Genomic DNA, 22,129 nt, shown 5'->3' with positions numbered 1-22,129 from the left:
CGCGGCATCTGTCTCGTCCAGCATCGTCACCTCCGCCGTGGTCGGCCCAACTCGGCAAGTTCGCGGTAGCGCAGGAGGACGCAACGGCACCTCGACGCGGCGGTTCGGGCGAAGGCCCTTGTGTGTGCCGTCCCGGGACGGGAGTGCGGCAACGCCACGCTGATGCTCCACAGTGGACCGCTCGGCAGGCCCGGCGGCGCTGTTGCCGATGCGGCTAGTGCGGATTGCCTCCGCCGTCAGCCGTTCGCGAAAACACGGACAGGCCGTGCCTGCGCGCTAAACCAGATCAGGGGCGGGCGAGTCCGGGTCCCCCGAGCGAGCAGCACCGCGAAAATCCGGCAGCCCGGCGGCGGGGCTTGAGGCTGCGGTCTCGATGCTTTCGCGAGGGCGAGGGATCGTCGGGGAAAGAACACCCCAGAGACCGCGAGTCAGGCTCGCGCTGGCGGTGGCGCCGATGGTGTTCAGCAGTACATCGTCGGTGGCGCTGACCCGGCCGGCGTCCAGCAGATACTGCACGGTTTCGATCCCGATCGAGACGAGCGCCGCGGCCGCTGCCACTCGGACGAGCGACTGCAGCCAGCGCAAGCGGAACGGGACCAGCGCCGCCAGCGGTGCCAGCAGCACCAGGTTTCCCGCGATCTGCCAGCCCGCGTCTCCTCCCAGTTCGGCGATGTCCTGACCCGGAATCAGATGCAGGGTGCTGCCTTCGCCGTCCCCGGCGGGCGCCGTCACCAGGACGACGACCAGCCCGGCGCAGAGCAGGATCGCCGTGTCGATCGCGGCGGTGAACGTCGCGATCGAGGCCGGCGAACGCCTGCTCCGGCGCACCGCCAGCACCACCCACAGGACCTGCGACACCGGCAACGCCACGACCGTCATCGGGATGATCCGTCCGACCACTGTGTCCATCCGCGCCTCTCCCTGAACACACCCATCGCAAGATCACCTTCGCATCGGTCCGGGAGGGTGTCCTGTCGTCGCGATCACCCGACCTGGTGGAGGCCGCGCACCGGCTGTAGCGCCGAATGCCGGGTCTTGCAGTGGGTTCGACCGGACGTTCACTCGTCGGCCGGGGCACACAGTTACGCCAGTCGTGTAGCTGCCGCCGGAGCCGGCCCGCGCCGGGCTGGGAGTCGGCGAGGGCTCGCGACGGGCGAGTTCCGCCGGCAGAAGCGCCGGGCGACCATCACGGCCACCTGTGATGATTGAAGATGACGTAAATCGCTTACTTCAAGCACAAACGATCGTCTACACTGAGGCCTGCGCTCACTTTGCCGCTCACGGATCGAAGGGCCTTCATGACAGAGCCGTCTTCCCCCGAGTCGTTCTCTCCGGAGTCCCCCACACCCGACGCGGCCGACGCGCCGGGGCCTGGTTCCTTCGTGGCCGCCGAACTGGCCTCCCAGCCGCAGATGTGGCGCGCCGCGGCGGACTGTGCCGTGGCGGCCGCCACGGTGCTGCCGCAGCCTGGCGAGCGGGTGGCCGTGGTCGGGTGCGGCACCAGCTGGTTCGTCGCGATGAGCTATGCCGCCGCGCGGGAGCAGCGGGGCCTCGGCGTCACTGACGCGTTCGCCGGGTCCGAATACCCGGCCGGCCGCGAGTACGACCGCGTGGTCGCGATCTCCCGGTCCGGCACCACGACCGAAATCATCGAGCTGCTGTCCGCGATGGCCGGACAGCGCACCACGCTGATCACCGCGGTGGGCGACGGGCCGGCGGCCTCGGCCGCGGACGAGGTGGTCGAGCTGCCGTTCGCCGATGAGCGTTCGGTGGTGCAGACCCGCTTCGCCACGAGCACGCTCGCACTGCTGCGCACCGGCCTCGGCGACGACGTCGACGAGCTGGCACGGCAAGCCGAGCGCGCTCTGCTGGAACCGGTCGACGAGCTGCTTGACGCCGAACAGGTCACCTTCATCGGGCGCGGTGCCGCGGTCGGCATCAGTTACGAGGCCGCGCTGAAAACCCGGGAAGCGGCGCAGTTCTGGGCCGAGTCCTACCCCGCGATGGACTACCGGCACGGCCCGATCGCGATCGCGCAGCCCGGCCGGCTCGTGTGGTCGTTCGGCGAGACGCCGGAAGGGCTGGCCGGCGAGGTCGCCCGCACCGGAGCCCGGTTCGTGCACCACGACCTCGACCCGCTCGCCGGGCTGGTCGTGGCGCAGCGGTTCGCGATCGCGCTGGCGCGGCGGCGCGGGCTCGATCCCGATCGCCCGCGCGCCCTGACCCGTTCGGTCATCCTCGCCTGATGGCCGTCCTCGGCATCGACGTCGGCGGCACGACGGTCAAGATGCGCGTGGCCGACGGCCGTTCCGTTTTCGCCGAATGGCGCGAGCCGACGCCGTTCGGCGATCCCGCGGCGCTCGCCGATCTCGTGGCGCGTGCCGTCGCGCGCTATCCGGTCGACGCGGCGGGGCTGGTCGTCCCGGGGATCGTGGACGAGCGCGCCGGGCGGTGCGTGAAGGCGGTCAACCTCGGCTGGGAGGACGTCCCCGTCCGCGATCTCGTCTCCGCGCGCCTCGACATCCCGCTCGTGTTCGGGCAGGACGTCCGCGCGGGCGCGCTCGCCGAGGCCCGCACCGGAGCGGCGGCCGGAGCTCCGGGACCAGTCCTGTTCGCGCCGGTCGGCACCGGTTTCGCGACTGCGCTCGTGGTGCGCGGCGAGGTGTTCGACGCGGGCCCGTGGGCGGGCGAGGTCGGCCAGGTCCGGCTGCCCGACGGCCGCCGCGTCGAGGAGGTCGCGTCGGCGGCCGGGCTAGCGCGGCGCGTCGGGGCCCCGGACGCGGTTGCCGTCGCCGTGCGGGTTCGCGACGGAGACCCCGCCGCGGTCGAGGCGTGGGACGAGTGCGTCCGCGCGCTCGCGGAGCCGATCGCCTGGGCCACCGCTGTGGCCGGGTGTTCCACTGTGGTCGTCGGCGGCGGCCTCGCCGAGGCGGGACCACTGCTGCTCGACCCACTCGCCCGCGCGGTCGCGCATCGGCTCGGGGCGCTGCGGGCGCCCGCGATTGTCCAGGCGCACCACGGGGATCGGGCCGCCGTGGCGGGTGCGACGCTGATGGCGCTGCGATGATCGTCGTCGCCACGCCCAACCCCGCGGTCGACATCACCTACCGGGTCGGCGCTCACACGCTCGGCGGCACGAACCGGGTGCTCGAGGTCCAGCGGCGAGCCGGCGGCAAAGGCGTGAATGTCGCCCATGTCCTTGCCGCGCTGGACATTCCGGTGCACGCTGTGCTTCCGCTCGGCGGCGACGCGGGCCGCTGGCTCGGCTCGGCGCTGGCGGTTCCGTTCGACCTGGCTCCATGCGAAGCCGAGACCCGGTCGACGGTCACGGTCACCGGCGACGGCCATCCCACGGTGTATGCCGAGCCGGGGCCCCAACTGTCCGCAGCGGAGTGGGAGGCGTTCTCGGCGCTGCTCGCCGCCCGGCTCCGGGACGCGGAGCTGCTCGTGATTTCCGGTTCCCTGCCCCGAAACGCCGCACCGGGACTGGTCGGCGACTGGGTACGGCTGGCCCGGGAAGCCGGGGTCCGGACGCTGGTCGATTCGTCGGGGCCCGCTTTGCTGGCCGCCGCCCGGGCCGGGGCCGACGTGAAACCGAACCGGGAGGAACTTCTCGCGGCCACCGGTGCCGACGACGAAACCGCGGGCGCCGCGACGTTGTCCGGGCTTGGCGCCGGGATGGTCGTGGTGTCGCGGGGCGAGGACGGCATCGCCGCGCACGGCCCGTCCGGGGTCGTCTCGGTTCCCGTCGTGCCCGGTGTGCGCGGCAACCCCACCGGTGCCGGAGACGCGGCGACCGCTGGCCTGGCCGCGGCGCTCGTGCGCGGACTGTCGTGGGAAGCGGCGCTGTGCCAGGCGGCGGCAGCTGGTGCGGCTGCCGTGCTGCGTCCCGTCGCTGGAGAGATCGATGTGCTCGCCTACCGCAGATTCCTGAACGGAGAATCCGCATGATCACCCGCCCCGCCTTCACCCGGTTGCTCGCCTCGGCCCAGGACCGCGGCGGCGCGGTCGGCGCGTTCAACGTGATTTTGCTGGAGCACGCCGAGGCCATCGTCGCGGGAGCCGAACAGGCTCAGCTGCCGGTGATCCTGCAGATCAGCGAGAACTGCGTGAAGTACCACGGCGGGCTGGCTCCGATCACCGCGGCTTCGCTGGAGATCGCGCGCCGGGCGTCGGTGGAGGTGCTGGTGCATCTCGACCATATCGAGGACACCGAACTGGTCCGCGAAGGCGTCGGACTGGGCGTGCACAGCATCATGTACGACGGTTCGCGACTGTCCTATGCGGACAATGTGCGCAGCACCCGCGCGATGGCGGACCTTTGCAACGCCGCGGGAATCGCCGTGGAAGCCGAGTTGGGCGAAGTCGGCGGCAAGGACGGCGTGCACGCGCCGGGCGCCCGCACCGACCCGGCCGAGGCCGCGGAGTTCGTCGCCGCTACCGGGGTCGACGCGCTGGCCGTGGCGGTCGGCACGTCGCACGCGATGCTGTCGCGCACCGCGCGGGTCGACCGCGGACTGGTGGCCCGGCTGCGGGAGGCCGTCCCGGTGCCCTTGGTGCTGCACGGGTCTTCCGGTCTTTCCGACGACGAACTGCGCGGCGCGGTGACCGGCGGGATGGCGAAGATCAACATCTCGACGCACCTCAACGGTCTGTTCACCGGCGCGGTACGGCAGTTCCTGGACGAACAGCCCGAGGCGGTCGACCCGCGCAAGTACGTGCGGCTCGGCCGGTCCGCGGTGGCGACCGAGACGGCCCGGCTGCTCCGACTGCTGGCCGGTTGAGGCGGCCGGGAGCGTCGGGAACAGGCTGAGGCGGAGGGAGGCGACGCCGCGCGAATCGTGCTGCCGTCAAACAGATCTGGCGCGCAGCGGACGTCCGTGCCTTTCCGCTCCGAGGGGCGCCGGTGACCCGCTTCTCTCCCGGCGAACTCAGCGCGCCAGCGACCGGTGCGCACCTGTGAATCCCACTACCGACGGAAGTCTGCTCCACCGCTTCGGCCGGTGACTTCGCTGCCTGAGTGCGCTATACAAGAGCGCAATGTGCATTTTAATGCGCAAGGAAGGTATGCAATGAGCAAATATCTGCAACCTCTTCGCTGTCTGGCCGCAGTGCTGGTCCTGCTGGCCGTCGCAGCCCCCGCCACCGCACAGGCCGCCACCGCCCCCGCCGGGCAGCTCGGCGACCTGACCGGCATCTCCGAAGACGGCCCGGTGACCACCCTGACCGCGGGCAAGGCGGCGGTCCGGGTCAGTTTCCCCACCGCGGCCGCGGTCCGGGTCTGGCTCGCGCCGGACGGAACCTTCACCGACCCGGCGGGCAGCAAGATCGTGCTGCCGAACGGAAATCCCCCTGCGACGCCGAAGCGCACCGACCGAGGCTCCTACTGGGCCATCGGCACCGGCAAGGCCACGCTCCGCGCCTACAAACACCCGATGAAGTTCGCCCTCTACGACGGCGCGGACCGCAAGCAGCTCTGGGCCGAGTCCGCTCCGCTGTCCTGGACCGGGGACACCACCACGCAGACGCTCGCCCGCGGCGCGACCGAGCAGTACGTCGGCGGCGGCGAGCAGAACGGCCGCTTCAGCCACCGCGACCAGACCATCAAGATCTTCGCCGACGACAACTGGAACGACGGCGGCGCGCCCAACTCCCAGCCGTTCTACGCCTCAACGGCCGGTTACGGCGTGCTGCGCAACACTTTCGCGCCCGGCAGCTACTCGTTCACCAGTCCGGTCCGCACGACCCACGACGAGCGCCGCTTCGACGCCACCTACGTCGTCGGCGACGGGCTCAAGGACGTCGTCTCCGGCTACACCGATCTGGTCGGCAAGCCCTTCCTCCCGCCCATTTACGGCCTGGAGACCGGCGATTCCGACTGCTACCTGCACAACGCCAACCGCGGCGAACGGCACACCCTGGACGCGGTGAAGGTGGCCGAAGGCTATCCGGAACACGGCATGCCCAACGGCTGGATGCTGGTCAACGACGGCTACGGCTGCGGTTACGAAAACCTCCAGCAGACCGGCGAAGGCTTGCGGGACAACAAAATGCAGCTCGGCCTGTGGACCGAGAACGGCGTGCCCAACCAAGCCGAGGAGGTCAAGGCGGGCGTCCGAGTGCGCAAACTGGACGTCGCCTGGGTCGGTCCCGGCTACCAGTTCGCCCTCGACGCCTGCGACACCGCGCACAAGGGCATCGAGGACAACAGCGACGCGCGCGGGTTCGTCTGGCAGCCGGTGAGCTGGGCCGGCGCGCAGCGGTGCGGCGTGCTGTGGAGCGGCGACCAATCCGGTTCCTACGACTACATCAAATGGCAGATCCCGACCTACGCGGGCTCGACGCTGTCCGGGATCGCCTACAACACCGGCGACATCGACGGCATCTTCGGCGGCAGCCCGCAAACCTACGTCCGCGACCTGCAGTGGAAGTCCTTCCTGCCGGTCGCGATGACCATGGACGGCTGGGCGAAGTCGGACAAGCAGCCCTGGCGCCAGGGCGAGCCCTACACCTCGATCAACCGCAAGTACCTGCTGCTGAAGGAAAGGCTGCTCCCCTACACCTATAGCTACTCGGTCCAGGCGCACCAGACCGGTGTCGGCCAGGTCCGGCCGCTGGCGCTGGAGTACCCCGGCGACCCGAACGCGTGGACGGACAAGGCGAAGTACGAGTTCCTGTCCGGCACGGACTTCCTGGTCGCCCCGGTCTACGACAGCTCGTCCGTGCGCAACGGCATCTACCTGCCCAAGGGCACCTGGGTGGACTACTGGAGCGGCAAGACCTACACCGGTCCGACCACTGTGGACGGCTACGACGCGCCGCTGGACAAGCTGCCGCTGTTCGTCCGCGGCGGCGCCGTGGTGCCGATGTGGGCGGAGGGCACGACGTCCTGGCAGACCCGGGACAAGGGACAGCTCGACGTCGACGTCTACCCGCAGGGCAAGGGCAGCTTCACCCTCGCCGAGGACGACGGCGTCACGCGCGGCTACCAGCGCGGCGCACAGGCCCGGCAGACGTTCACGGTGGACGCGCCGCAGTCCGGGCCGGGCACGGTGACCGTCGGGATCGGCGCGAGCGCCGGGTCCTATCCCGGGAAACCGGCGGCGCGGAACTACCAGCTGTCCGTCCACACGGGAACGAAACCGGCGGCGGTGCTGGGCGGCCACGGCACGCTGCGGCAGTACGCCAGCAAGGCGGAGCTGGACAAAGCCCAGTCCGGCTGGTGGTACGACCCGTCCGCGCGCGGCGTCGTGCGGGTGAAGACCGGCTCGATCGATTCCGGTGCCGCCCAGGACATCCGGTTGCTCGGGACGAGCGCGGTCGGCGGGTTCTTCCCCTCCGACGACAACGCCTCGGTGCGGCTTTCCGTCCCGGCTACGGCTACTCCGGGCCAGGCCGCGTCGGCCTCCGTCAGCTTCACCAACAGCACTCCGCTGCCTCTGCGGAATGTGGCATTGTCGGTGCAGGCCAACGGTTTCCGCGCGGAGGTGTCGCAGGCCCCGGCGCTCGTCTGGCCGGGCCAGACGGTGCAGGTTCCGGTGCGGCTCACGCCGGACGCGGGACTGCACCCGGCTGACTACGAACTGACCGCCACCGCCAAATACCAAGCCAGACTGGGCATTCACGAAGCGGCCGGGTCGGCGATGGTCACGGTGCCGTACGGGACGGTGGCCGCGGCATACGGAAATGTCGGGGTCACTGATGCGGCACACGTCGCGGACGGCGACCTCGACGGCGGCGGCAGCAGCTTCCGTGCCGACGGCCTCGCCGAAGCGGGCCTGAAACCGGGAGCGCCGTTCACCGCGAACGGCGCCCAGGCGACCTGGCCCGACGCCGGTGCGGGGAAACCGGACAATGTCGTGGCGGGCGGCCAGACTGTCGCCGTGCAGGGCAGCGGTTCCAAGCTGGTCCTGACCGGCACCGGGACCGGGTCGGCCGCGAACGGCACGGTCGTCGTCCGGTACGCCGACGGCAGCACGGGCCAGTCCGGACTCGGCTTCCCGAACTGGTGCTGCTCCGACCCGGCCCAGTACGGCGCGACGACGGTCGCCTCGGTGCAGGGCAAGAACACGAAGTCCGGTCCGGCCTACCCGACGGTGGCCTACCGGGTGTTCGCGAATTCCGTCCCGCTCGACCCGGGCAAACGAGTCGTCGCGGTCACCCTGCCGTCGAACTCGGCGCTGCACTTCTTCACTGCCGCGATCGCCTGACCGCTCTGGTCCGTGAAGGGCTCCTTGAGGGAATCTGATTCCCTCAAGGAGCCCTTCACGGACCTGCCGAAGTTCAGCGGCGCGGCGTCAGCTGCAGGAGCTGCTCGCCCGCGGTGCGGCCGTCGCCGACCAGGCTGCCGCTGCGGTCTGTCCAGGCGCGCACCGGCGTGGTCTCGCTCCGCCGTCCCGGCTCGGCCGAAAGCGCCAGCACCAGTCCGCTGTAGCGGTTGACCAGCCGCGTCCCGCCGTCCGCCGGGACCAGGAACCATTGCTGGGCAACACCGGATCCGGCGCCCAGGGTCGGCGCGGTCCCCCAGGCGCGGCCGGCGGGAACCGCCGGAACGCCCAGAGCCAGACCGCTCGCGGCGTTGGTGATGCGGTAAGAGCCGTCTCCGGCCGGAGTGAACCGCCAGTTCGCGCGATCGCCGGCCAGCCACGAGGGCACGGACGTGGTGCCAGTGCGGCCGGACTGGGCGAGCACACGGCCGGAGCCGATCCGGTAGACGCGGCCCGGGTCGACCGGCGACGGTGCCGGTGCGGTGGACGTGACGGTCACATCCGCGTAGACGCCGTCACGGCCGTCCGCGCACGAGATCGAGCAATAGGACCGGAAGGTCTTGCCCACGATCGTCCCGGTGGTCCGGCTCGCCGAGTCGACGAACCAGCGATACCAGGACTGGTCCCGGTAGGAGCCGGTGTCGCCGATCAGCCGCCACTTCGGGTTCGCCAGGTCCTCGGTCGCGTAGAACCGCTGCGGGCCCACCGAATCGACCGCCTCCGGCTCGCCGATATACAGCCCGAGGTGCGCGTCGTAGGCGATGTTCATGACGAACAGGTCGGATTTGCGCGGCAGCGTGCCCGCGGCCACCTGCTGGGCGGCGGTGCCGGTGTTCGCCGGGTCGTAGTCCTTCTCCGGCGGGGTGTAGCCGAGGGGGTCGACGTCGGTGGGCACCAGGTTGCTTTCCTTGCCGCCGACGCCCGGCTGCGACCATCGCCCGTCGTACCACTTCTGCCACGTTCCGGTGCCCATCTTCCCGGACATCGGCGCGCGGGCCACGTGGGCGAGGCCGCTGAACCCTCCCCCGCCCGCTCCGGCCTTCGTCACGACGCGAGAGCCGTAGTAGACGTAGAAGTAGCCGGACTTCGGATCGGCGAACAGCCGCGGATCACCGTCGCCGTAGTCGAAAGTCTGGTTCGGGAACGCCGCCGTGTCGCCGCGTTTCGTCGAGTACGGCGACGTGATCGCGTGTCCGCCGATGCGCCAGGTGCGGCCTTGGTCGGCTGACACCGCCCAGTCGATCGCGTCGTAGTGGGAGAACGAATAAGCGCCGAAGGGTTCCGGCGTGAACTCGTTGTGCACCAAGCCGTACCAGTCACCGGTATCCGGATCGACCCAGGTGCCGACGAGATCGCAGAAGTTCTTCTGGGTGTAGCTCGACCCGGCGGGCGGGTCGGTCGCCTCGCGGCCGGTCGGGCCGGTGTTGCACCGCCACGTCGTGTCGTTGTTGCGGTCGCGCGGTTCTGCCGGGTTCACCGCGTCGCTCAGCCCGGCGTCGCGCTTCGCCGAGTCGAAGTCCTTGCCGGTGTAGAAGTCCCAGACGCGCGGGCCTTCCTTGCCGTAAAGGGCGGCGGACTGCTGGAAATGGAAGGTCCCGTCCCGGTCGAGGAACGGGGCGGCCGGGGTGTCCGTCGGGAACGGGTACTCGGCGACGGCCCCGACCGACACGGAATAGCCGGGTTCGGCGTGCGCGGCCAGGGGCACGGCGCAGGTCCCGGCGGTGAGGGCCAGGGCCGCACCGGCGGTCAACGGAATGCGGAAGCGTGACATGGCTCGGTTCCTCGCAGGCGATCGGCATCAACAACCGACAAGAACGAACAAGTTCACACAGTCTTGGTGATCGATTTTGCACTGTCAACCCGCCATTCGACCCCCTTCGCGCAGGCTGCGGCCATCCGCCCGCGGATCACGATGCAACCGCGAACCTCGGGGAAAATGTTGACAAGTGATTGGTAAGCGCCAAAAATGCGCAGCAACACGCACTCAGTGTGTGGTCTTCGACCTCGATCAGGTGGTGGCTGATGCGGTTTCACAAGCTCGTGGGCTCGACCTTAGCGGCGACGCTGCTGCTCGCCGGGTGCGGCAGCGGGGACGCGGCGGGCGGCGGCACCGGGGAAAACGCGCTCCCCGGCGCGGCAGAGTTCCTCTCGTCGCCCTGTCCGGAACCGGCCGCGAAACCGGCGAACGGCGGACAGCTCGTCTACTGGTCCATGTGGACCGCGGACGAGCCGCAGGGCAAGGTGCTGCAAAAAGCGCTGAAGTGCTTCGGAGACAAGACCGGCGTGAAGGTCGACGTGCAGTGGCTGGGCCGCAAGGCCTACACCCAGAACCTGGTCCCGGCGCTCAACACCGGCACCGTCCCCGATCTGTTCGACCAGGACGTCAGCAAGGTCGGCGCGGCGATCATGACCCCGGGCGGCACGCAAAGCCTCGACGACGTGTTCGGCATGAAGATCGGCGAAGGCGACAAGACGGTCAAGGACGTCCTCTCCCCCACCTCGTACGATTTCCCGCAGAACAAGGACCGCGAGGGGCACAGCTTCCTCGTGCCGTACGAGATCCAGTCCAGCGCCTGGTGGTACAACAAGGCCGCGGGCGGCGCGCTCGGCCAGCCGAAGACCGTGGACGAGATGATCGGCCTGTTCGACAAGGCGAAGGCGGACGGCAAGGCGGCGGTCAGCCAGGACGGCGACATCCCGTTCTACAACATGTACTACTTCACCCAGCTCGCCGAACGCTACGTCGGCGCGGGCGGGCTGGCGAAGGCGGCGCAGGACCCGACCGGCCGCGCGTGGACCGACGTGCCCGGGTTCCGCGAAGCGGCCGCGCAGACCGCGCGGATCTCGAAGTACTTCATCGACGGCTGGGACGCGGCCAAGTTCCCGCAGATCCAGCAGCGCTGGGCGGACGGGGACGCCCGCTTCCTCTACGTCGGCTCCTGGGCCCCCAGCGAAACGCGGGAGTACCTCGACAAACAAGGCGCGGGCACGAAGATCGACTACGGCTCTTTCCAGTTCCCGATGCCGCCCGGCGCCACGCACGACACCGTGGAGCAGATGTCGATCGGCTTCGCCGTGCCCAAGAAGGCCAAGAACGCCGACGCGGCCAAGGCGTTCATCGCCTACTTCCTCAACAAGGGCAACCTCGCCGGCATCCCCGCGGTGGCCGACAACCTGGTGCCCCGGCCCGACCTGGCGGTGCCGGACGACCTGAAGCCGGTCAAGACCGTCCTGGACGACCAGAAGAAGGAGCACGTGCTGCAGTACGACGGCATCGACGCGATCGCCGGGGGCAAATGGCAGACCGACGTGTTCGACCCCGCCGACACCGCGCTGCTCAAGGGACAGCTGACCCCGGAGGCGTTCGTGGCGCAGCTCGCGCAGAAGTCCGCCGCTTTCTGGAAGAACCAGCACTGATGGCAACAGTCACCGAGGCGGCCCGGGCCGGGCGGCGGCCCGCGCTCGGGCCGCACCTGAGCCGCAAACGCAAGCTGTTCTGGCCCTTCGCCGCCCCCGCGCTGGCGCTCTACCTGGCTTTCCTGGTGCTGCCGACGATCGCGACCGTGGTGCTCAGCTTCACCAGCTGGTCCGGCGCGGGCGACACGCCGCGGCCGCAGGGGGTCGGGAACTACGTGCGGATGTGGCAGAGCGATTCGTTCCGCTATGCCTTCGGCAACACGCTGATCTACGTGTTCCTCGGCGGCATCGGCACCTTTCTGCTCGCGTTCCTGTTCACCATGGTGCTGCGGGACATGCGCGGCGGGAAGATCGTCCGGGCGATCCTGTTCTTCCCGAACATCGTCGCCCCGGTCGCGCTCGGCATGTTCCTCGGCTTCGTGTTCAAGTACCAGCCGGGAAAACAAGGTCTCGCCAACTACGTGCTGGAACACCTCGGCGCGGACGCGGCGAAGTTCCTCGCCCCGGAGAACGTGACCGGGGTCGTCACCGCGTCGCTGATCTGGGCCAGCTCCGGCTTCTACATCACCATCCTGATGGCCGCGGTGGACCAGATCCCGCCGTACCTCTACGAGGACGCGGACCTGGGCGGGGCCTCGCCGTGGCAGAAGTTCCGCTCCATCACGCTGCCGCTCACCTGGGACGTGGTGGGCGTGGCCGGGGTGCTGTGGACGATCAACGCGCTCAAGATCTTCGAACTCGTCTTCGTGCTCGCCGGGCCCGGCACCTACGCGCCGCCGAACCGGGCGTGGACGCTCGGCATCTACGTGTTCGACCGGACTTTCGGCTCGAACGGCACGCCGGACTTCGGCGCGGCCTGCGCCTGCGCGGTCGCGATGATCGCGCTCGTCTCGATCCTCGTCGTGCTCCTGCGCCGGTTGATGCGCCGTGACGCCATCCAGTTCTGAGGGAGACCCTGTGACCGTCACGGAAGCGCCGCCGCGCGGCACCGCACCGGGCAAGCCCCGGCGCACCCCGCCGCGCCGTCCCCGCCCGGCTCCCGGCAGCCGCAGGCTCAGCCCGCTGCGGCTGCTCGGCTCAGTGGTCGTGTGGCTGTTCACCGCGGGCAACCTGCTGGTGCTGTACTGGCTGATCACCGCGTCGTTCAAGACCCCGGTGGAGATCTTCACCAAGCCGTTCTCCCTGCCGTACCAATGGTTCCACGTCGGCAAGCCGTTCCGGAACTTCGTCTACGCCTGGAACAACGCCGGATTCGGCGACGCCGTGCTGTCCACAGTGGTCCTCGTCGGGCTGGCCACGGTCGTCACCGTCGCGATCTCCGCGCCCTGCGCGTACGCGCTCACCCGGCTCGGGGTGCGCGGTTCGGGCGTGCTGACCAACGGCGTCGCGATCGGCATGGGGGTGCCGTTCCAGACCGTGATCATCCCGCTGTTCGTCGCGTTCAGCGAAATCCACCTGGACAACCAATACGGGCTGTTCGTGCTCTACGTGGCGCTGTCCATCCCGTTCACGGTGTTCCTGCTGACCGGGTTCTTCCGTTCGCTTCCCGACGAGATCGAAGAGGCCGCCGTGCTCGACGGCGCTTCGCCGGTGCGGGTCTTCGTCTCGGTCGTCCTGCCGATGGCCCGCGGCGGCGTGATCACCGCGTTGACGCTCAACGCGATCGGGCTGTGGAACGAAACCCTGCTGGCGATCGTGTTCCTCAAAGACCAGGCCCACTTCACGCTGTCGCGCGCGCTGTTCACCTTTTACGGCGCGGCCAGCTACCAGTCCGAGTACGGCGGGCTGATCGCCGGGGTGGCGATCGTCGTGCTCCCGATGCTGCTGCTCTACGTCGTGCTCGCCCGCCGGATCATCACCGGCCTGACCCTCGGCGCCGGAAAGTAGGACTTTGATGGCCACCGTGAGTTTCACCGACACCACCCGCTACTACGCCGGGGTCGAGCGGCCCGCGGTGGACGGGCTCGACCTGGAGGTCGCCGACGGCGAATTCCTGGTGCTGGTCGGCCCGTCCGGCTGCGGCAAATCGACCACCCTGCGGATGCTCGCCGGGCTGGAGGGCGTGGACGGCGGCTCGATCCACATCGGCGACCGCGACGTCACCGAACTGCCGCCGAAGGAGCGGGACATCGCGATGGTGTTCCAGAACTACGCGCTCTATCCGCACATGACCGTCGCGGAGAACATCGGCTTCCACCTCAAGCTCGCGCGCATGCCGAAGGACGAACGCGAACGCCGCGTCCGCGAAGCCGCGACCACCCTGGACCTGACCGAATACCTCGACCGCCGCCCGGCGAAGCTGTCCGGCGGGCAACGGCAGCGGGTGGCGATGGGCCGCGCGATCGTGCGGGAGCCGAGCGTGTTCCTGATGGACGAGCCGCTGTCCAATCTGGACGCCAAACTGCGGGTGCAGACCCGCACACAGATCGCGTCGCTGCAACGGCGGCTCGGCACTACCACGCTGTACGTCACGCACGACCAGATCGAAGCGATGACCATGGGCGACCGGGTGGCCGTGCTGCGCGACGGCGTGCTGCAGCAGTGCGATACCCCGGTCGGGCTGTTCGAGCGTCCGCGCAACGTGTTCGTCGCGGGCTTCATCGGCTCCCCCGCGATGAACCTCATCGAGACCACAGTGGACAGTTCCGGCGCGGCGGTGGGCGACGGCACGCTCCCGCTGACCCCGGCGCAGCGGTCCGCGCTGACCGGGCCGGGCATCGTCGTCGGCGTGCGGCCGGAAGGCTGGGACATCGGCGGCGAGGGGTACCGCGCGGTCGTCGAGGTGGTGGAGGAACTCGGCAGCGACCAGTACCTCTACTGCCGGACCGGCGACCGGGTGCTGACCGTGCGGACGCCGGGCATGGCACCGTGGCGGCGCGGCGAGGAGATCTCGCTGGCACCGCGGACCGGTGCGGCGCACCTGTTCGACGCCGCCTCCGGCGAACGGCTGCCGGACGCATGAGCACGGTCACCCGCACCGAACTCGTGCTCCCCGCCGCCGCGCTGGGGCCGGAGAACCCGTTGCCGCCGCTGCTCCGGAGCGAACCGGCGGCGTCGGTGTCCAACGCGGACGAACTGCCCGGGGACCTGGCGGCGAACCTGTCCTACGGCAGGCTGGACACGGTGCTGCCGTGCCGGATGCAGGACGGGTACGGCCGCGACCGGACCGAACAGCGGCTGCCCGCGCTGGTGCTGGAGAACGACCTGCTGCGCGCGACCGTCCTTCCCGGGCTCGGCGGGCGGCTGCATTCCTTGCTGGACAAGGAAACCGGCCGGGACCTGGTGTACCGCAACCCGGTGTTCCAGCCGGCGAACCTGGCGCTGCGCGACGCGTGGTTCGCCGGCGGCGTCGAATGGAACCTCGGCAGCACCGGGCACACCACGCTGACGTGCGCGCCGATGTTCGCCGCCGAGGCGCCCGGCCCCGGCGGCGAACCGGTGCTGCGGCTGTGGGAATGGGAACGCACCCGCGATCTGCCGTACCAGCTGGACTTCTGGCTCCCCGACGGATCACGGCAGCTGTTCGTCGGCGTGCGGATCCGCAATCCGCACGACAGCGACGTGCCGGTGTACTGGTGGTCCAACACCGCGGTGGCGCAGACGGCCGGAACCCGCGTGCTGGCCCCCGCGAGCAAGGCCTGGCACTACGGCTACTCCGGGCGGCTCGAACTCGTCGACGTCGAGGGCGACCTCACTTATCCCGCACGGGCGAACGCGGCGGCCGACTATTTCTTCGAGGTCGACGGGCCGCCGTGGATCGCCGCCGTCGACGCGGACGGGCACGGGCTCGGCCAGGCGTCCACGGCGCGGCTGCGCGGGCGGAAACTCTTCGTGTGGGGCGAATCCGCGGGCGGACGGCGGTGGCAGGAATGGCTCGCGCCGGGAATGGACGGATACCTGGAAATCCAGGCCGGACTGGCCCGGACGCAGCTCGAACATCTTCGGCTGCCCGCGGGCGCCTCGTGGGACTGGCTCGAAAGCTACGGTCCGGTCGCCGCCGACCCGGAGATCGCGCACGGACCGGACTGGCCCGCCGCGCTCGCCTCGGTCGCCGCCGGGCTGCCCGCCGCGGACGAGCTGGACCGGCGGTGGCGCGAATGGCGCGCGGTCGCCGACGCCGCTCCCGGGGAGCTCCTGGCGGCGGGATCCGGCTGGGGCGCGCTGGAAACCCGCCGGATGCTGGCGGAACTTCCCGGCACGCCGTTTCCCGAAAGCAGTCTCGGCGCGGCCCAGCAGCCGTGGCTGGATCTGCTCGACGGCGTGGCGCCCCGGGCCGAGCCCGCCGCCGAACCACCGGACACACTGGTCAACCGCCACTGGGCCGAACTGCTGGAGGCGGTGCCCGACGATGGCTGGCTCACCTGGTACCACCGGGGAATCGCGCGCTGGGCGGGAGGCGACCGCGACGGCGCGACGGCCGCGTGGCTCCGGTCGCTCGAGGCGGAACCGAACGGCTGGGCGTGCCGAAACCTCGCCATCGCCCAGGACGATCCGGTGACCGCCGCGGAGCACTACCGGCGGGCGCTGGACTTGCTGCCGAAGCTGGCTCCGCTGGCGCTGGAGGCCGTCGCCGCGCAGCTCGCCGCCGGAGATCCCGGCACCGCACGGGAAATGCTCGAACCGTGGCCGGTCGAGGGCCGGTTCGCGTTGCTCCGGGCGCGAACCTCGCTCGCGCTCGGCGATCTCGAAGGAGCGCGCGAGGTGTACGAGCACGGATTCACCGTGCCCGGGATCCGGGAAGGCGAGACGTCGCTGAGCGATGTGTGGCACGCGATCTCCCCCGGCCCGCTGCCCGCCGAATACGACTTCCGGATGAAAACCGGCGGCGGGGCCGGATGAGCGCGACGGGCCCGCTGGGTGAACAATGGCGCGACGGCGGGCGCGCAGGCACGGGGAATGGGTCGAAGGGAGCACAAGCCGATGGCTCGGCATGAACGGTTGAGCACACTGTTGGACCTCTTGGCGAAACGGGAGAAACTCGACGTCGAAGAGGTCGCCGCGGAGCTGAACGTCTCCGCCGCCACGATCCGCCGCGACCTGGACCACCTCGCCGAACAGCAGCTGCTCACCCGCACCCACGGCGGCGCCGTCGCCAACGACCTGGCCTACGATCTGCCGCTGCGGTACAAAACCGCCCGCCACGCCCCGGAAAAACAGCGGATCAGCGCGGCCGCGGCCGCGCTGGTGTCCAACGGCATGGTGGTCGGCCTCAACGGCGGCACCACGACCGCGGGCGTGGCCCGGGCACTGGCCATGCGCGCGGACCTGGCCGACGCGCCCGGCCTCACCATCGTGACCAACGCGCTCAACATCGCCCACGAGCTGGCCGTGCGGCCGAACATGAAGATCGTCGTCACCGGCGGGGTCGCCCGCCCGCAGTCCTTCGAGCTGAGCGGGCCGCTGGCCACCCTGGTGCTCAGCCAGCTCAGCCTGGACCTGCTGTTCCTCGGCGTGGACGCGCTGCACCCCGCGGCCGGCGCGTTCGCCTGCCACGAGGGCGAGGCGGACATCAACCGGCTCATGGTGCACAACGCCGCCCGCGTGGTGGCGGTGGCGGACAGCTCGAAGCTCGGCCGCCGCGCCTTCGCCCGCATCTGCGACATCTCCGACGTCCACGAAGTCGTGACCGACACCGACGCCGATCCCGACGTCACCGCCGCCCTCAAGGCCGCCGGGATCCCGGTGCAGATCGCCTGAACGGCCTGCAGGCCAGCCGTCCGCCGTTTCTCCGCGGACGGCGGAACCGTCGTGCCCGCGTCCATTCAGGACTCTCCGGTTCCGCGAAGCGTTTCCGCGGGCCGAGCCTTGACAAAGCCGCTGCGTGATGTGCTTACTACTGCAGGTTCGAGCGTCACATTGAGCATATTCACGCAGAATAGGAGGCTCCAGTGCCTCGACGACTCGCGTACGCGGCGGCCGGGCTCATCCTCACCGGTTCCGTCGCGACTCCCGCCGCGGCCGAACCGCTCTCTTCGATCTCAGTGCCGCGCGGTCCCGATTCCCCCGGCTACCACCTGCGCATCGACACCGCGCGCCTGGGACTGAGTCTCAGCCGCGGCGGTGAACAGTTGCTGCGCACCGCATCCGACGCTTTCACCTTCGACGGCGGCGTCGCGACTCGCGTGCGGTCTATCTCCCGAGAAGGCACCACCGTTATCGCCCGCGCCGACAGCACCGCGGGCCGCTCAGTCACCCTGCGGATCACCCCGCGCCCGGACCGGTTCGATCTGAAGTGGACGGTCGACGGACTCGCCGCCGGGCAGCGCGCGACCCATTTCGACCTGACGACGTCCGGACATTGGTACGGCGGCGGCGAAACCAGCGAGGGCAAAACCCAGCCGTACCCGCTTTCGGCAGGCACAGTGGACGAGCCGGAGTTCTCCCCCGCCAGCTACATGATGCAGGAACCCTACTTCTTCACCTCGAAATCGGTCGGGCTCTTCGTCCGCACCGCGCAGCCGATGAAGGTCGCGATGGCCAGCGGGCGCGCGGACCTGACCGTGACGAACTCCGCCGAATACGCGAGCACGGTGTTCGTGGAGTCAAGCCGCCGGGCGGTGTATGACGACTACGTCGGCGAGGTCGGCAAGCCGGCCAAGAGCGACGCGACCGACGCCGAGTACACGAGTCCACTGTGGAATTCGTGGGCGCAGTACTACCGCAACATCGACCAGGACAAGGTGCTTTCGTGGGCACGCGACCTGAAAGCGGCGGGCGTCGCCGGGCACACCGTGCAGCTCGACGACAAATGGGAATCCAACTACGGCAACCTGACTTTCGACCCGAAGACGTTCCCGGACCCGAAGAAGCTGGCCGCGGACGTCCACGCCATGGGCCAGAAATTCGGCCTGTGGACCACCTTCTGGATCAACCTGGATTCGGCGAACTACGCCTACGCCCGCGACCACGGCTATTTGGTGCGCGCCAAGGGAAACCCGGCCCAGCCGTGCACGGTGACCTGGTGGAACGGCACCGCGGGCATCATCGACCTCGGCAATCCGCAGGCGCGTGACTGGTACACCGGCAACCTGCGGAAGCTGATGGCGGACTACGGCGTCGACGGCTTCAAGTTCGACACCCGCTTCTTCGACGACCGCTGCGCCACCACCGGGAACCTGACCCCGCAGGACTACCAGAAGCTCGGCGCGGACATGACCGACGCGTTCGACCAGCAGGGAGCGGGCATCCGCACGCACTGGGGCAGCCAGCGCTACGGCTTCGTGATCCGGGCGGTCGACGCGGACACCACGTGGGACGGCCTGCGCACTTCGCTGCGCCGCGCGTCGGCGATCTCGGCCAACGGCTACCCGTTCGTCGAGACGGACATGATCGGCGGCTCGAACAGCATGCCGCCGCCGTCGCGCGAGGTGCTGGTGCGCTGGGCGCAGGCAGCGTCGCTGATGCCGCTGATGTACGCGTCAACCTCCCCGGTGACGACGGTCGACACCACGACGGGCAAGCCGGTCGCCTACCCGGCCGACACCGCGAAGCTGTACGCCGACGCGGTGCGCACCCACGCGAAGCTGGCGGGCTACCTGAAAACCCAAGTACAGCAAGCAGTCGCGGACGGCACGCCGATCATGCGTCCGGTGTACTTCGACTTCCCCGCCGACCACCGCTTCGACACCGTCGACGACGAGTGGATGCTCGGCCCGGCCCTGCTGGCGGCCCCGATGATCACGGCGGGAACCTCCCGGGACATCGCGCTGCCCTCCGGACTGTGGTTCGACCCGCACACCAAACGGGTCGAACGGGGCGGCCGGACGCTGCGCGACTACGCGGCTCCGTTGGACACGACGCCCGTCTTCGTCCGGATCGGCGCTCCGGGCTGGGCGGATCTCGCATCGAAGCTCTCGAACCGCTGACCGCGGCAGCCGGGCCGGGCGATCGCCCGGCCCGGCGACGCCGTGCCCGCACCGGCCCGAGCGGTCAGCGGGCGCGCCGGCCGCGCAGGAGCACCCACCTGCCGGGCAGGACGAGCAGCAGCAGGCTGTAGTACTGCAACGCGGGCACCGCGAGGGCGAGAGCCAAAGCCAGCACCAGAGCGAAGACGTTGAGGTAGCTCTCCGTGTAGGACTCCTGGAGCGCCCCCGGATCCTGATCGTCCTCGTCGATCAGCTCCGGCGCGGTTTTCAGGATCCTCAGCATCGCGAACCGGCACACCATGCTCGCCAGGAGCGTCGTGTAGTAGAACACCGCCACGAACCGGTCGCGGCCGTAGGCGCCGATCATCTCCGTCGGGAGGGGAAGCACGACGACGGACAGCAGCCACCCCATGTTCCACACCGTGAAGGAGCGGGTGACCGTCGCGACCGAGGAAAACGTCCGGTGGTGCTCCCGCCAGACGTTCGCGATGACCGCGAAACTCAGCAGAAAACTCCAGATCTGGTCGAAGTGGCCGGTGATCACCTCGCTGGCGTGCTCGCGGGCGGACGCGGCCTCCGGGACGAGGTCGACCAGCGGCAGGATCAGCAGGGTGATGGAAATCGCGGTCACCGCGTCGGTGAACAGCACCAGGCGCTCCCCGGAAGCACCCCGCTTCCGCTTGGCCGGAGCGGGCCCTCCCTCGCCGGTTCCGTCGGCGACGTCGCTGGCACTCATGCGTGGTGCACCTTTCCTTGTCCGGTCCGCCGAACCTGGCTGTCGGAGCCCGCAGCGACTGCCGCGTTCCCTTCGAGCCCGATCGCATCCCGAAGGTGATCACAAGGCGGCCGCACCGTCCGGCGGCGACACGCCCGCCTGAGCGACACCGGCGCGACAGGTGCCCGGAAGTCCGTTCCCAGGTGGACGAACGGAGCAACTACAGCGACAGGTTTCGGACAAAACGCGGGCCGCCGCTGGACCGGAGCCGACCGGCCTCCCCACACTCGGCCGGCAGTGGGTTTCTTTCCCCCGGGTCCTGGAGGAGTTCCGATGCGTCGAAGAATCACCCTCAGCCTCACCGGCGCGGCCGTTCTCGCCGCGAGCCTCGCCGCCGTGGTCGCCCCCGCCGCCGCACAAGCGTCACCCGGACTGATCGCGGCCATGCAACGGGATCTGGGCCTCAGCGCCGAACAAGCGCAGGCCCGGCTCGGACAAGAACTGACGGCCTCGCGGCAACTGCCCCTCGCTCAGCAGGCGGCCGGAGCAGCGTTCGGCGGAGCCTGGTTCGACCCGGCCCGAGGCAAGCTGGTGGTCAGCGTGACCGACCCCGCCGTAGCCGATTCGGTGCACCGCACCGGCGCGGAAACCGTCCCGGCACACATCACCGCCGCAGCGCTCGACTCGGCGAAGACGACCCTCGACATCGCCGCGAAAGCGAAACGCGCCCCGGCCGCGGTCAGCGGCTGGCACGCGGACCCCCGCACCGGCAGCGTGGTCGTGACCCTCCAGCCCGGCGCGCACGGCCCGGACGTCGACGCCTTCCTCTCGCAAGCACGCGCGGCAGGCCCGGTGACCGTGACGACCGGCCCCCGGCCGCAGACATTCTCGGCAGGCACCGTCGGCGGGGATCCCTACTACATCAACGGAAACACCCGCTGCTCCATCGGTTTCTCCGTACAGGGCGGCTTCGTCAGCGCCGGGCACTGCGGCGGCACAGGCAGTTCCGTCGTCGGCTGGGACAACTCCGCGATGGGCACGTTCGCCGGATCTTCCTTCCCCGGCAACGACTACTCCTACATCACCATCGGCAACGGCTGGTGGACCGCACCCGTAGTCCTCGGCTGGGGCACAGTCAGCGACGTCATCGTCCGCGGCTCGTCAGTCGCGCCTGCGGGCTCGTCGATCTGCCGCTCCGGCTCGACCTCGCACTGGCACTGCGGCACAGTTCTCGGCCTGAACGAAACCATCAACTACGCCCAGGGCGCGGTCTACGAAGCGACGCACACCAACGCCTGCGCGGAACCCGGCGACTCCGGCGGCTCCTTCATCACCGGCGACCAAGCCCAGGGAGTAACCTCGGGCGGCTTCGGCAACTGCAGCTCCGGCGGGGAGACCTGGTTCCAGCCGGTGAACGAGATCCTGCAGACCTACCACCTGTCCCTGGTCACCGGCTGACACCGCAGGCTGGGGTGCTGGGCTCGCTCCGGGGACCAGCACCCCAGTCCGCACGCGTGCCGCACGGCAGCGCGTCCGAGCAACGCGTGCAGGACCCGATCGTGAGTCTCGTACTCTCGCGTCGCCAGCGTCCGTGCAAGACGGTCTCGGCTCGAGGTCTCGGCCAACGTGGGATCGGTGCGAGACCAGCTCTCCAGCACCCGGTCGAACCTTCGGACCGCTTCCGGGTGACGAAGGCGACTCTGCAATACCGTCAACGGGCTCTCCCGGACTTCGTCAGCATGCCGTGAATTCATCACAGGCCCTCCTCAAGTCGTGACCGTCCTTCCACGACCCTCCGAACGACCTGCGCCTCCCTTGCTGGGCCCGATCCTTGCCCCTTGCCGAGGGCAAGCGCCGATTCACCC

Annotated in this window: 17 protein-coding genes; 13 read left to right on the top strand and 4 right to left on the bottom strand. The window is 70.0% G+C overall.

Annotated elements, in window-relative coordinates; genetic code table 11:
- Positions 1–276 precede the first annotated feature (276 nt).
- The gene (locus tag ACZ7OI_RS38535; protein ID WP_470269051.1) at positions 277–909 is read right to left on the bottom strand and encodes a VanZ family protein; all 633 of its coding nucleotides are present in this window, start codon (positions 907–909) and stop codon (positions 277–279) included.
- 503 nt (positions 910–1,412) lie between these two features.
- On the opposite strand from ACZ7OI_RS38535, the gene ACZ7OI_RS38530 reads away from it, so the two are divergent.
- From ACZ7OI_RS38530 to ACZ7OI_RS38510, 5 genes are all read left to right on the top strand, one after another.
- The gene (locus tag ACZ7OI_RS38530) at positions 1,413–2,246 is read left to right on the top strand and encodes an SIS domain-containing protein (RefSeq protein WP_470269167.1); all 834 of its coding nucleotides are present in this window, start codon (positions 1,413–1,415) and stop codon (positions 2,244–2,246) included.
- Positions 2,246–3,067, top strand: a complete 822-nt coding sequence (locus ACZ7OI_RS38525) for an ROK family protein (RefSeq protein ID WP_470269050.1) — start codon at positions 2,246–2,248, stop codon at positions 3,065–3,067. Before ACZ7OI_RS38530 ends, ACZ7OI_RS38525 begins: the two co-directional genes overlap by 1 nt.
- Positions 3,064–3,951 carry a 1-phosphofructokinase family hexose kinase gene (locus tag ACZ7OI_RS38520; protein ID WP_470269049.1) on the top strand — a complete coding sequence of 296 codons (888 nt, stop codon included), beginning with the start codon at positions 3,064–3,066 and terminating at the stop codon, positions 3,949–3,951. The genes ACZ7OI_RS38525 and ACZ7OI_RS38520 overlap by 4 nt, the downstream gene beginning before the upstream one ends.
- The gene (locus tag ACZ7OI_RS38515; protein WP_470269048.1) at positions 3,948–4,784 is read left to right on the top strand and encodes a class II fructose-bisphosphate aldolase; all 837 of its coding nucleotides are present in this window, start codon (positions 3,948–3,950) and stop codon (positions 4,782–4,784) included. Before ACZ7OI_RS38520 ends, ACZ7OI_RS38515 begins: the two co-directional genes overlap by 4 nt.
- Before the next feature lie 288 nt (positions 4,785–5,072).
- Positions 5,073–8,210, top strand: a complete 3,138-nt coding sequence (locus ACZ7OI_RS38510) for a TIM-barrel domain-containing protein (protein WP_470269047.1) — start codon at positions 5,073–5,075, stop codon at positions 8,208–8,210.
- Between the two features lie 73 nt (positions 8,211–8,283).
- Here the strand turns inward: ACZ7OI_RS38510 and ACZ7OI_RS38505 are convergent, their stop codons facing one another.
- Complete coding sequence (locus ACZ7OI_RS38505; RefSeq protein WP_470269046.1) at positions 8,284–10,038, bottom strand: RICIN domain-containing protein; 1,755 nt, start codon at positions 10,036–10,038, stop codon at positions 8,284–8,286.
- 53 nt (positions 10,039–10,091) lie between these two features.
- On the bottom strand, positions 10,092–10,247 hold the full coding sequence (locus ACZ7OI_RS38500) for a hypothetical protein (RefSeq protein ID WP_470269045.1): 156 nt from the start codon (positions 10,245–10,247) through the stop codon (positions 10,092–10,094).
- Positions 10,248–10,289: 42 nt separating this feature from the next.
- Here ACZ7OI_RS38500 and ACZ7OI_RS38495 point away from each other — a divergent pair, with 42 nt between their 5' ends.
- From ACZ7OI_RS38495 to ACZ7OI_RS38465, 7 genes are all read left to right on the top strand, one after another.
- Positions 10,290–11,684: an ABC transporter substrate-binding protein gene (locus ACZ7OI_RS38495; protein WP_470269044.1), complete on the top strand. Its 1,395-nt coding sequence runs from the start codon at positions 10,290–10,292 to the stop codon at positions 11,682–11,684.
- Complete coding sequence (locus tag ACZ7OI_RS38490) at positions 11,684–12,631, top strand: carbohydrate ABC transporter permease (RefSeq protein WP_452080251.1); 948 nt, start codon at positions 11,684–11,686, stop codon at positions 12,629–12,631. The genes ACZ7OI_RS38495 and ACZ7OI_RS38490 overlap by 1 nt, the downstream gene beginning before the upstream one ends.
- Positions 12,632–12,641: 10 nt before the next feature.
- Positions 12,642–13,571 carry a carbohydrate ABC transporter permease gene (locus ACZ7OI_RS38485; RefSeq protein ID WP_470269043.1) on the top strand — a complete coding sequence of 310 codons (930 nt, stop codon included), beginning with the start codon at positions 12,642–12,644 and terminating at the stop codon, positions 13,569–13,571.
- A gap of 7 nt (positions 13,572–13,578) precedes the next feature.
- On the top strand, positions 13,579–14,646 hold the full coding sequence (locus ACZ7OI_RS38480; RefSeq protein WP_470269042.1) for an ABC transporter ATP-binding protein: 1,068 nt from the start codon (positions 13,579–13,581) through the stop codon (positions 14,644–14,646).
- The gene (locus ACZ7OI_RS38475; RefSeq protein WP_470269041.1) at positions 14,643–16,523 is read left to right on the top strand and encodes a DUF5107 domain-containing protein; all 1,881 of its coding nucleotides are present in this window, start codon (positions 14,643–14,645) and stop codon (positions 16,521–16,523) included. The genes ACZ7OI_RS38480 and ACZ7OI_RS38475 overlap by 4 nt, the downstream gene beginning before the upstream one ends.
- Positions 16,524–16,604: 81 nt before the next feature.
- Positions 16,605–17,381 (top strand): DeoR/GlpR family DNA-binding transcription regulator, encoded by a 777-nt coding sequence (locus ACZ7OI_RS38470; protein WP_470269040.1) that lies wholly within the window; start codon positions 16,605–16,607, stop codon positions 17,379–17,381.
- Between the two features lie 191 nt (positions 17,382–17,572).
- Positions 17,573–19,549 carry a glycoside hydrolase family 31 protein gene (locus ACZ7OI_RS38465; RefSeq protein ID WP_470269039.1) on the top strand — a complete coding sequence of 659 codons (1,977 nt, stop codon included), beginning with the start codon at positions 17,573–17,575 and terminating at the stop codon, positions 19,547–19,549.
- Between the two features lie 64 nt (positions 19,550–19,613).
- Here ACZ7OI_RS38465 and ACZ7OI_RS38460 read toward each other — a convergent pair whose 3' ends face one another.
- Complete coding sequence (locus tag ACZ7OI_RS38460; RefSeq protein WP_470269038.1) at positions 19,614–20,285, bottom strand: TMEM175 family protein; 672 nt, start codon at positions 20,283–20,285, stop codon at positions 19,614–19,616.
- 312 nt (positions 20,286–20,597) lie between these two features.
- Here ACZ7OI_RS38460 and ACZ7OI_RS38455 point away from each other — a divergent pair, with 312 nt between their 5' ends.
- Entirely contained in the window at positions 20,598–21,722 is a 1,125-nt protein-coding gene (locus tag ACZ7OI_RS38455; RefSeq protein WP_470269037.1) for a S1 family peptidase, read from the top strand.
- Positions 21,723–22,129: the final 407 nt, after the last annotated feature.

The sequence above is a fragment of the Amycolatopsis sp. NPDC114503 genome (assembly GCF_055633655.1).
This window is presented reverse-complemented; position numbering and strand designations above follow the sequence as displayed.

Excerpts from the sequence above, each read along its gene's own strand:
- ACZ7OI_RS38520 (WP_470269049.1), top strand. The coding sequence starts at position 3,064 with ATGATCGTCGTCGCCACGCCCAACCCCGCGGTCGACATCACCTACCGG.
- ACZ7OI_RS38530 (WP_470269167.1), top strand. The coding sequence starts at position 1,413 with ATGTGGCGCGCCGCGGCGGACTGTGCCGTGGCGGCCGCCACGGTGCTG.
- ACZ7OI_RS38510 (WP_470269047.1), top strand. The coding sequence starts at position 5,073 with ATGAGCAAATATCTGCAACCTCTTCGCTGTCTGGCCGCAGTGCTGGTC.
- ACZ7OI_RS38480 (WP_470269042.1), top strand. The coding sequence starts at position 13,579 with ATGGCCACCGTGAGTTTCACCGACACCACCCGCTACTACGCCGGGGTC.
- ACZ7OI_RS38490 (WP_452080251.1), top strand. The coding sequence starts at position 11,684 with ATGGCAACAGTCACCGAGGCGGCCCGGGCCGGGCGGCGGCCCGCGCTC.
- ACZ7OI_RS38495 (WP_470269044.1), top strand. The coding sequence starts at position 10,290 with ATGCGGTTTCACAAGCTCGTGGGCTCGACCTTAGCGGCGACGCTGCTG.
- ACZ7OI_RS38515 (WP_470269048.1), top strand. The coding sequence starts at position 3,948 with ATGATCACCCGCCCCGCCTTCACCCGGTTGCTCGCCTCGGCCCAGGAC.
- ACZ7OI_RS38475 (WP_470269041.1), top strand. The coding sequence starts at position 14,643 with ATGAGCACGGTCACCCGCACCGAACTCGTGCTCCCCGCCGCCGCGCTG.
- ACZ7OI_RS38535 (WP_470269051.1), bottom strand. The coding sequence starts at position 909 with ATGGACACAGTGGTCGGACGGATCATCCCGATGACGGTCGTGGCGTTG.
- ACZ7OI_RS38455 (WP_470269037.1), top strand. The coding sequence starts at position 20,598 with ATGCGTCGAAGAATCACCCTCAGCCTCACCGGCGCGGCCGTTCTCGCC.
- ACZ7OI_RS38505 (WP_470269046.1), bottom strand. The coding sequence starts at position 10,038 with ATGTCACGCTTCCGCATTCCGTTGACCGCCGGTGCGGCCCTGGCCCTC.
- ACZ7OI_RS38525 (WP_470269050.1), top strand. The coding sequence starts at position 2,246 with ATGGCCGTCCTCGGCATCGACGTCGGCGGCACGACGGTCAAGATGCGC.
- ACZ7OI_RS38470 (WP_470269040.1), top strand. The coding sequence starts at position 16,605 with ATGGCTCGGCATGAACGGTTGAGCACACTGTTGGACCTCTTGGCGAAA.
- ACZ7OI_RS38460 (WP_470269038.1), bottom strand. The coding sequence starts at position 20,285 with ATGAGTGCCAGCGACGTCGCCGACGGAACCGGCGAGGGAGGGCCCGCT.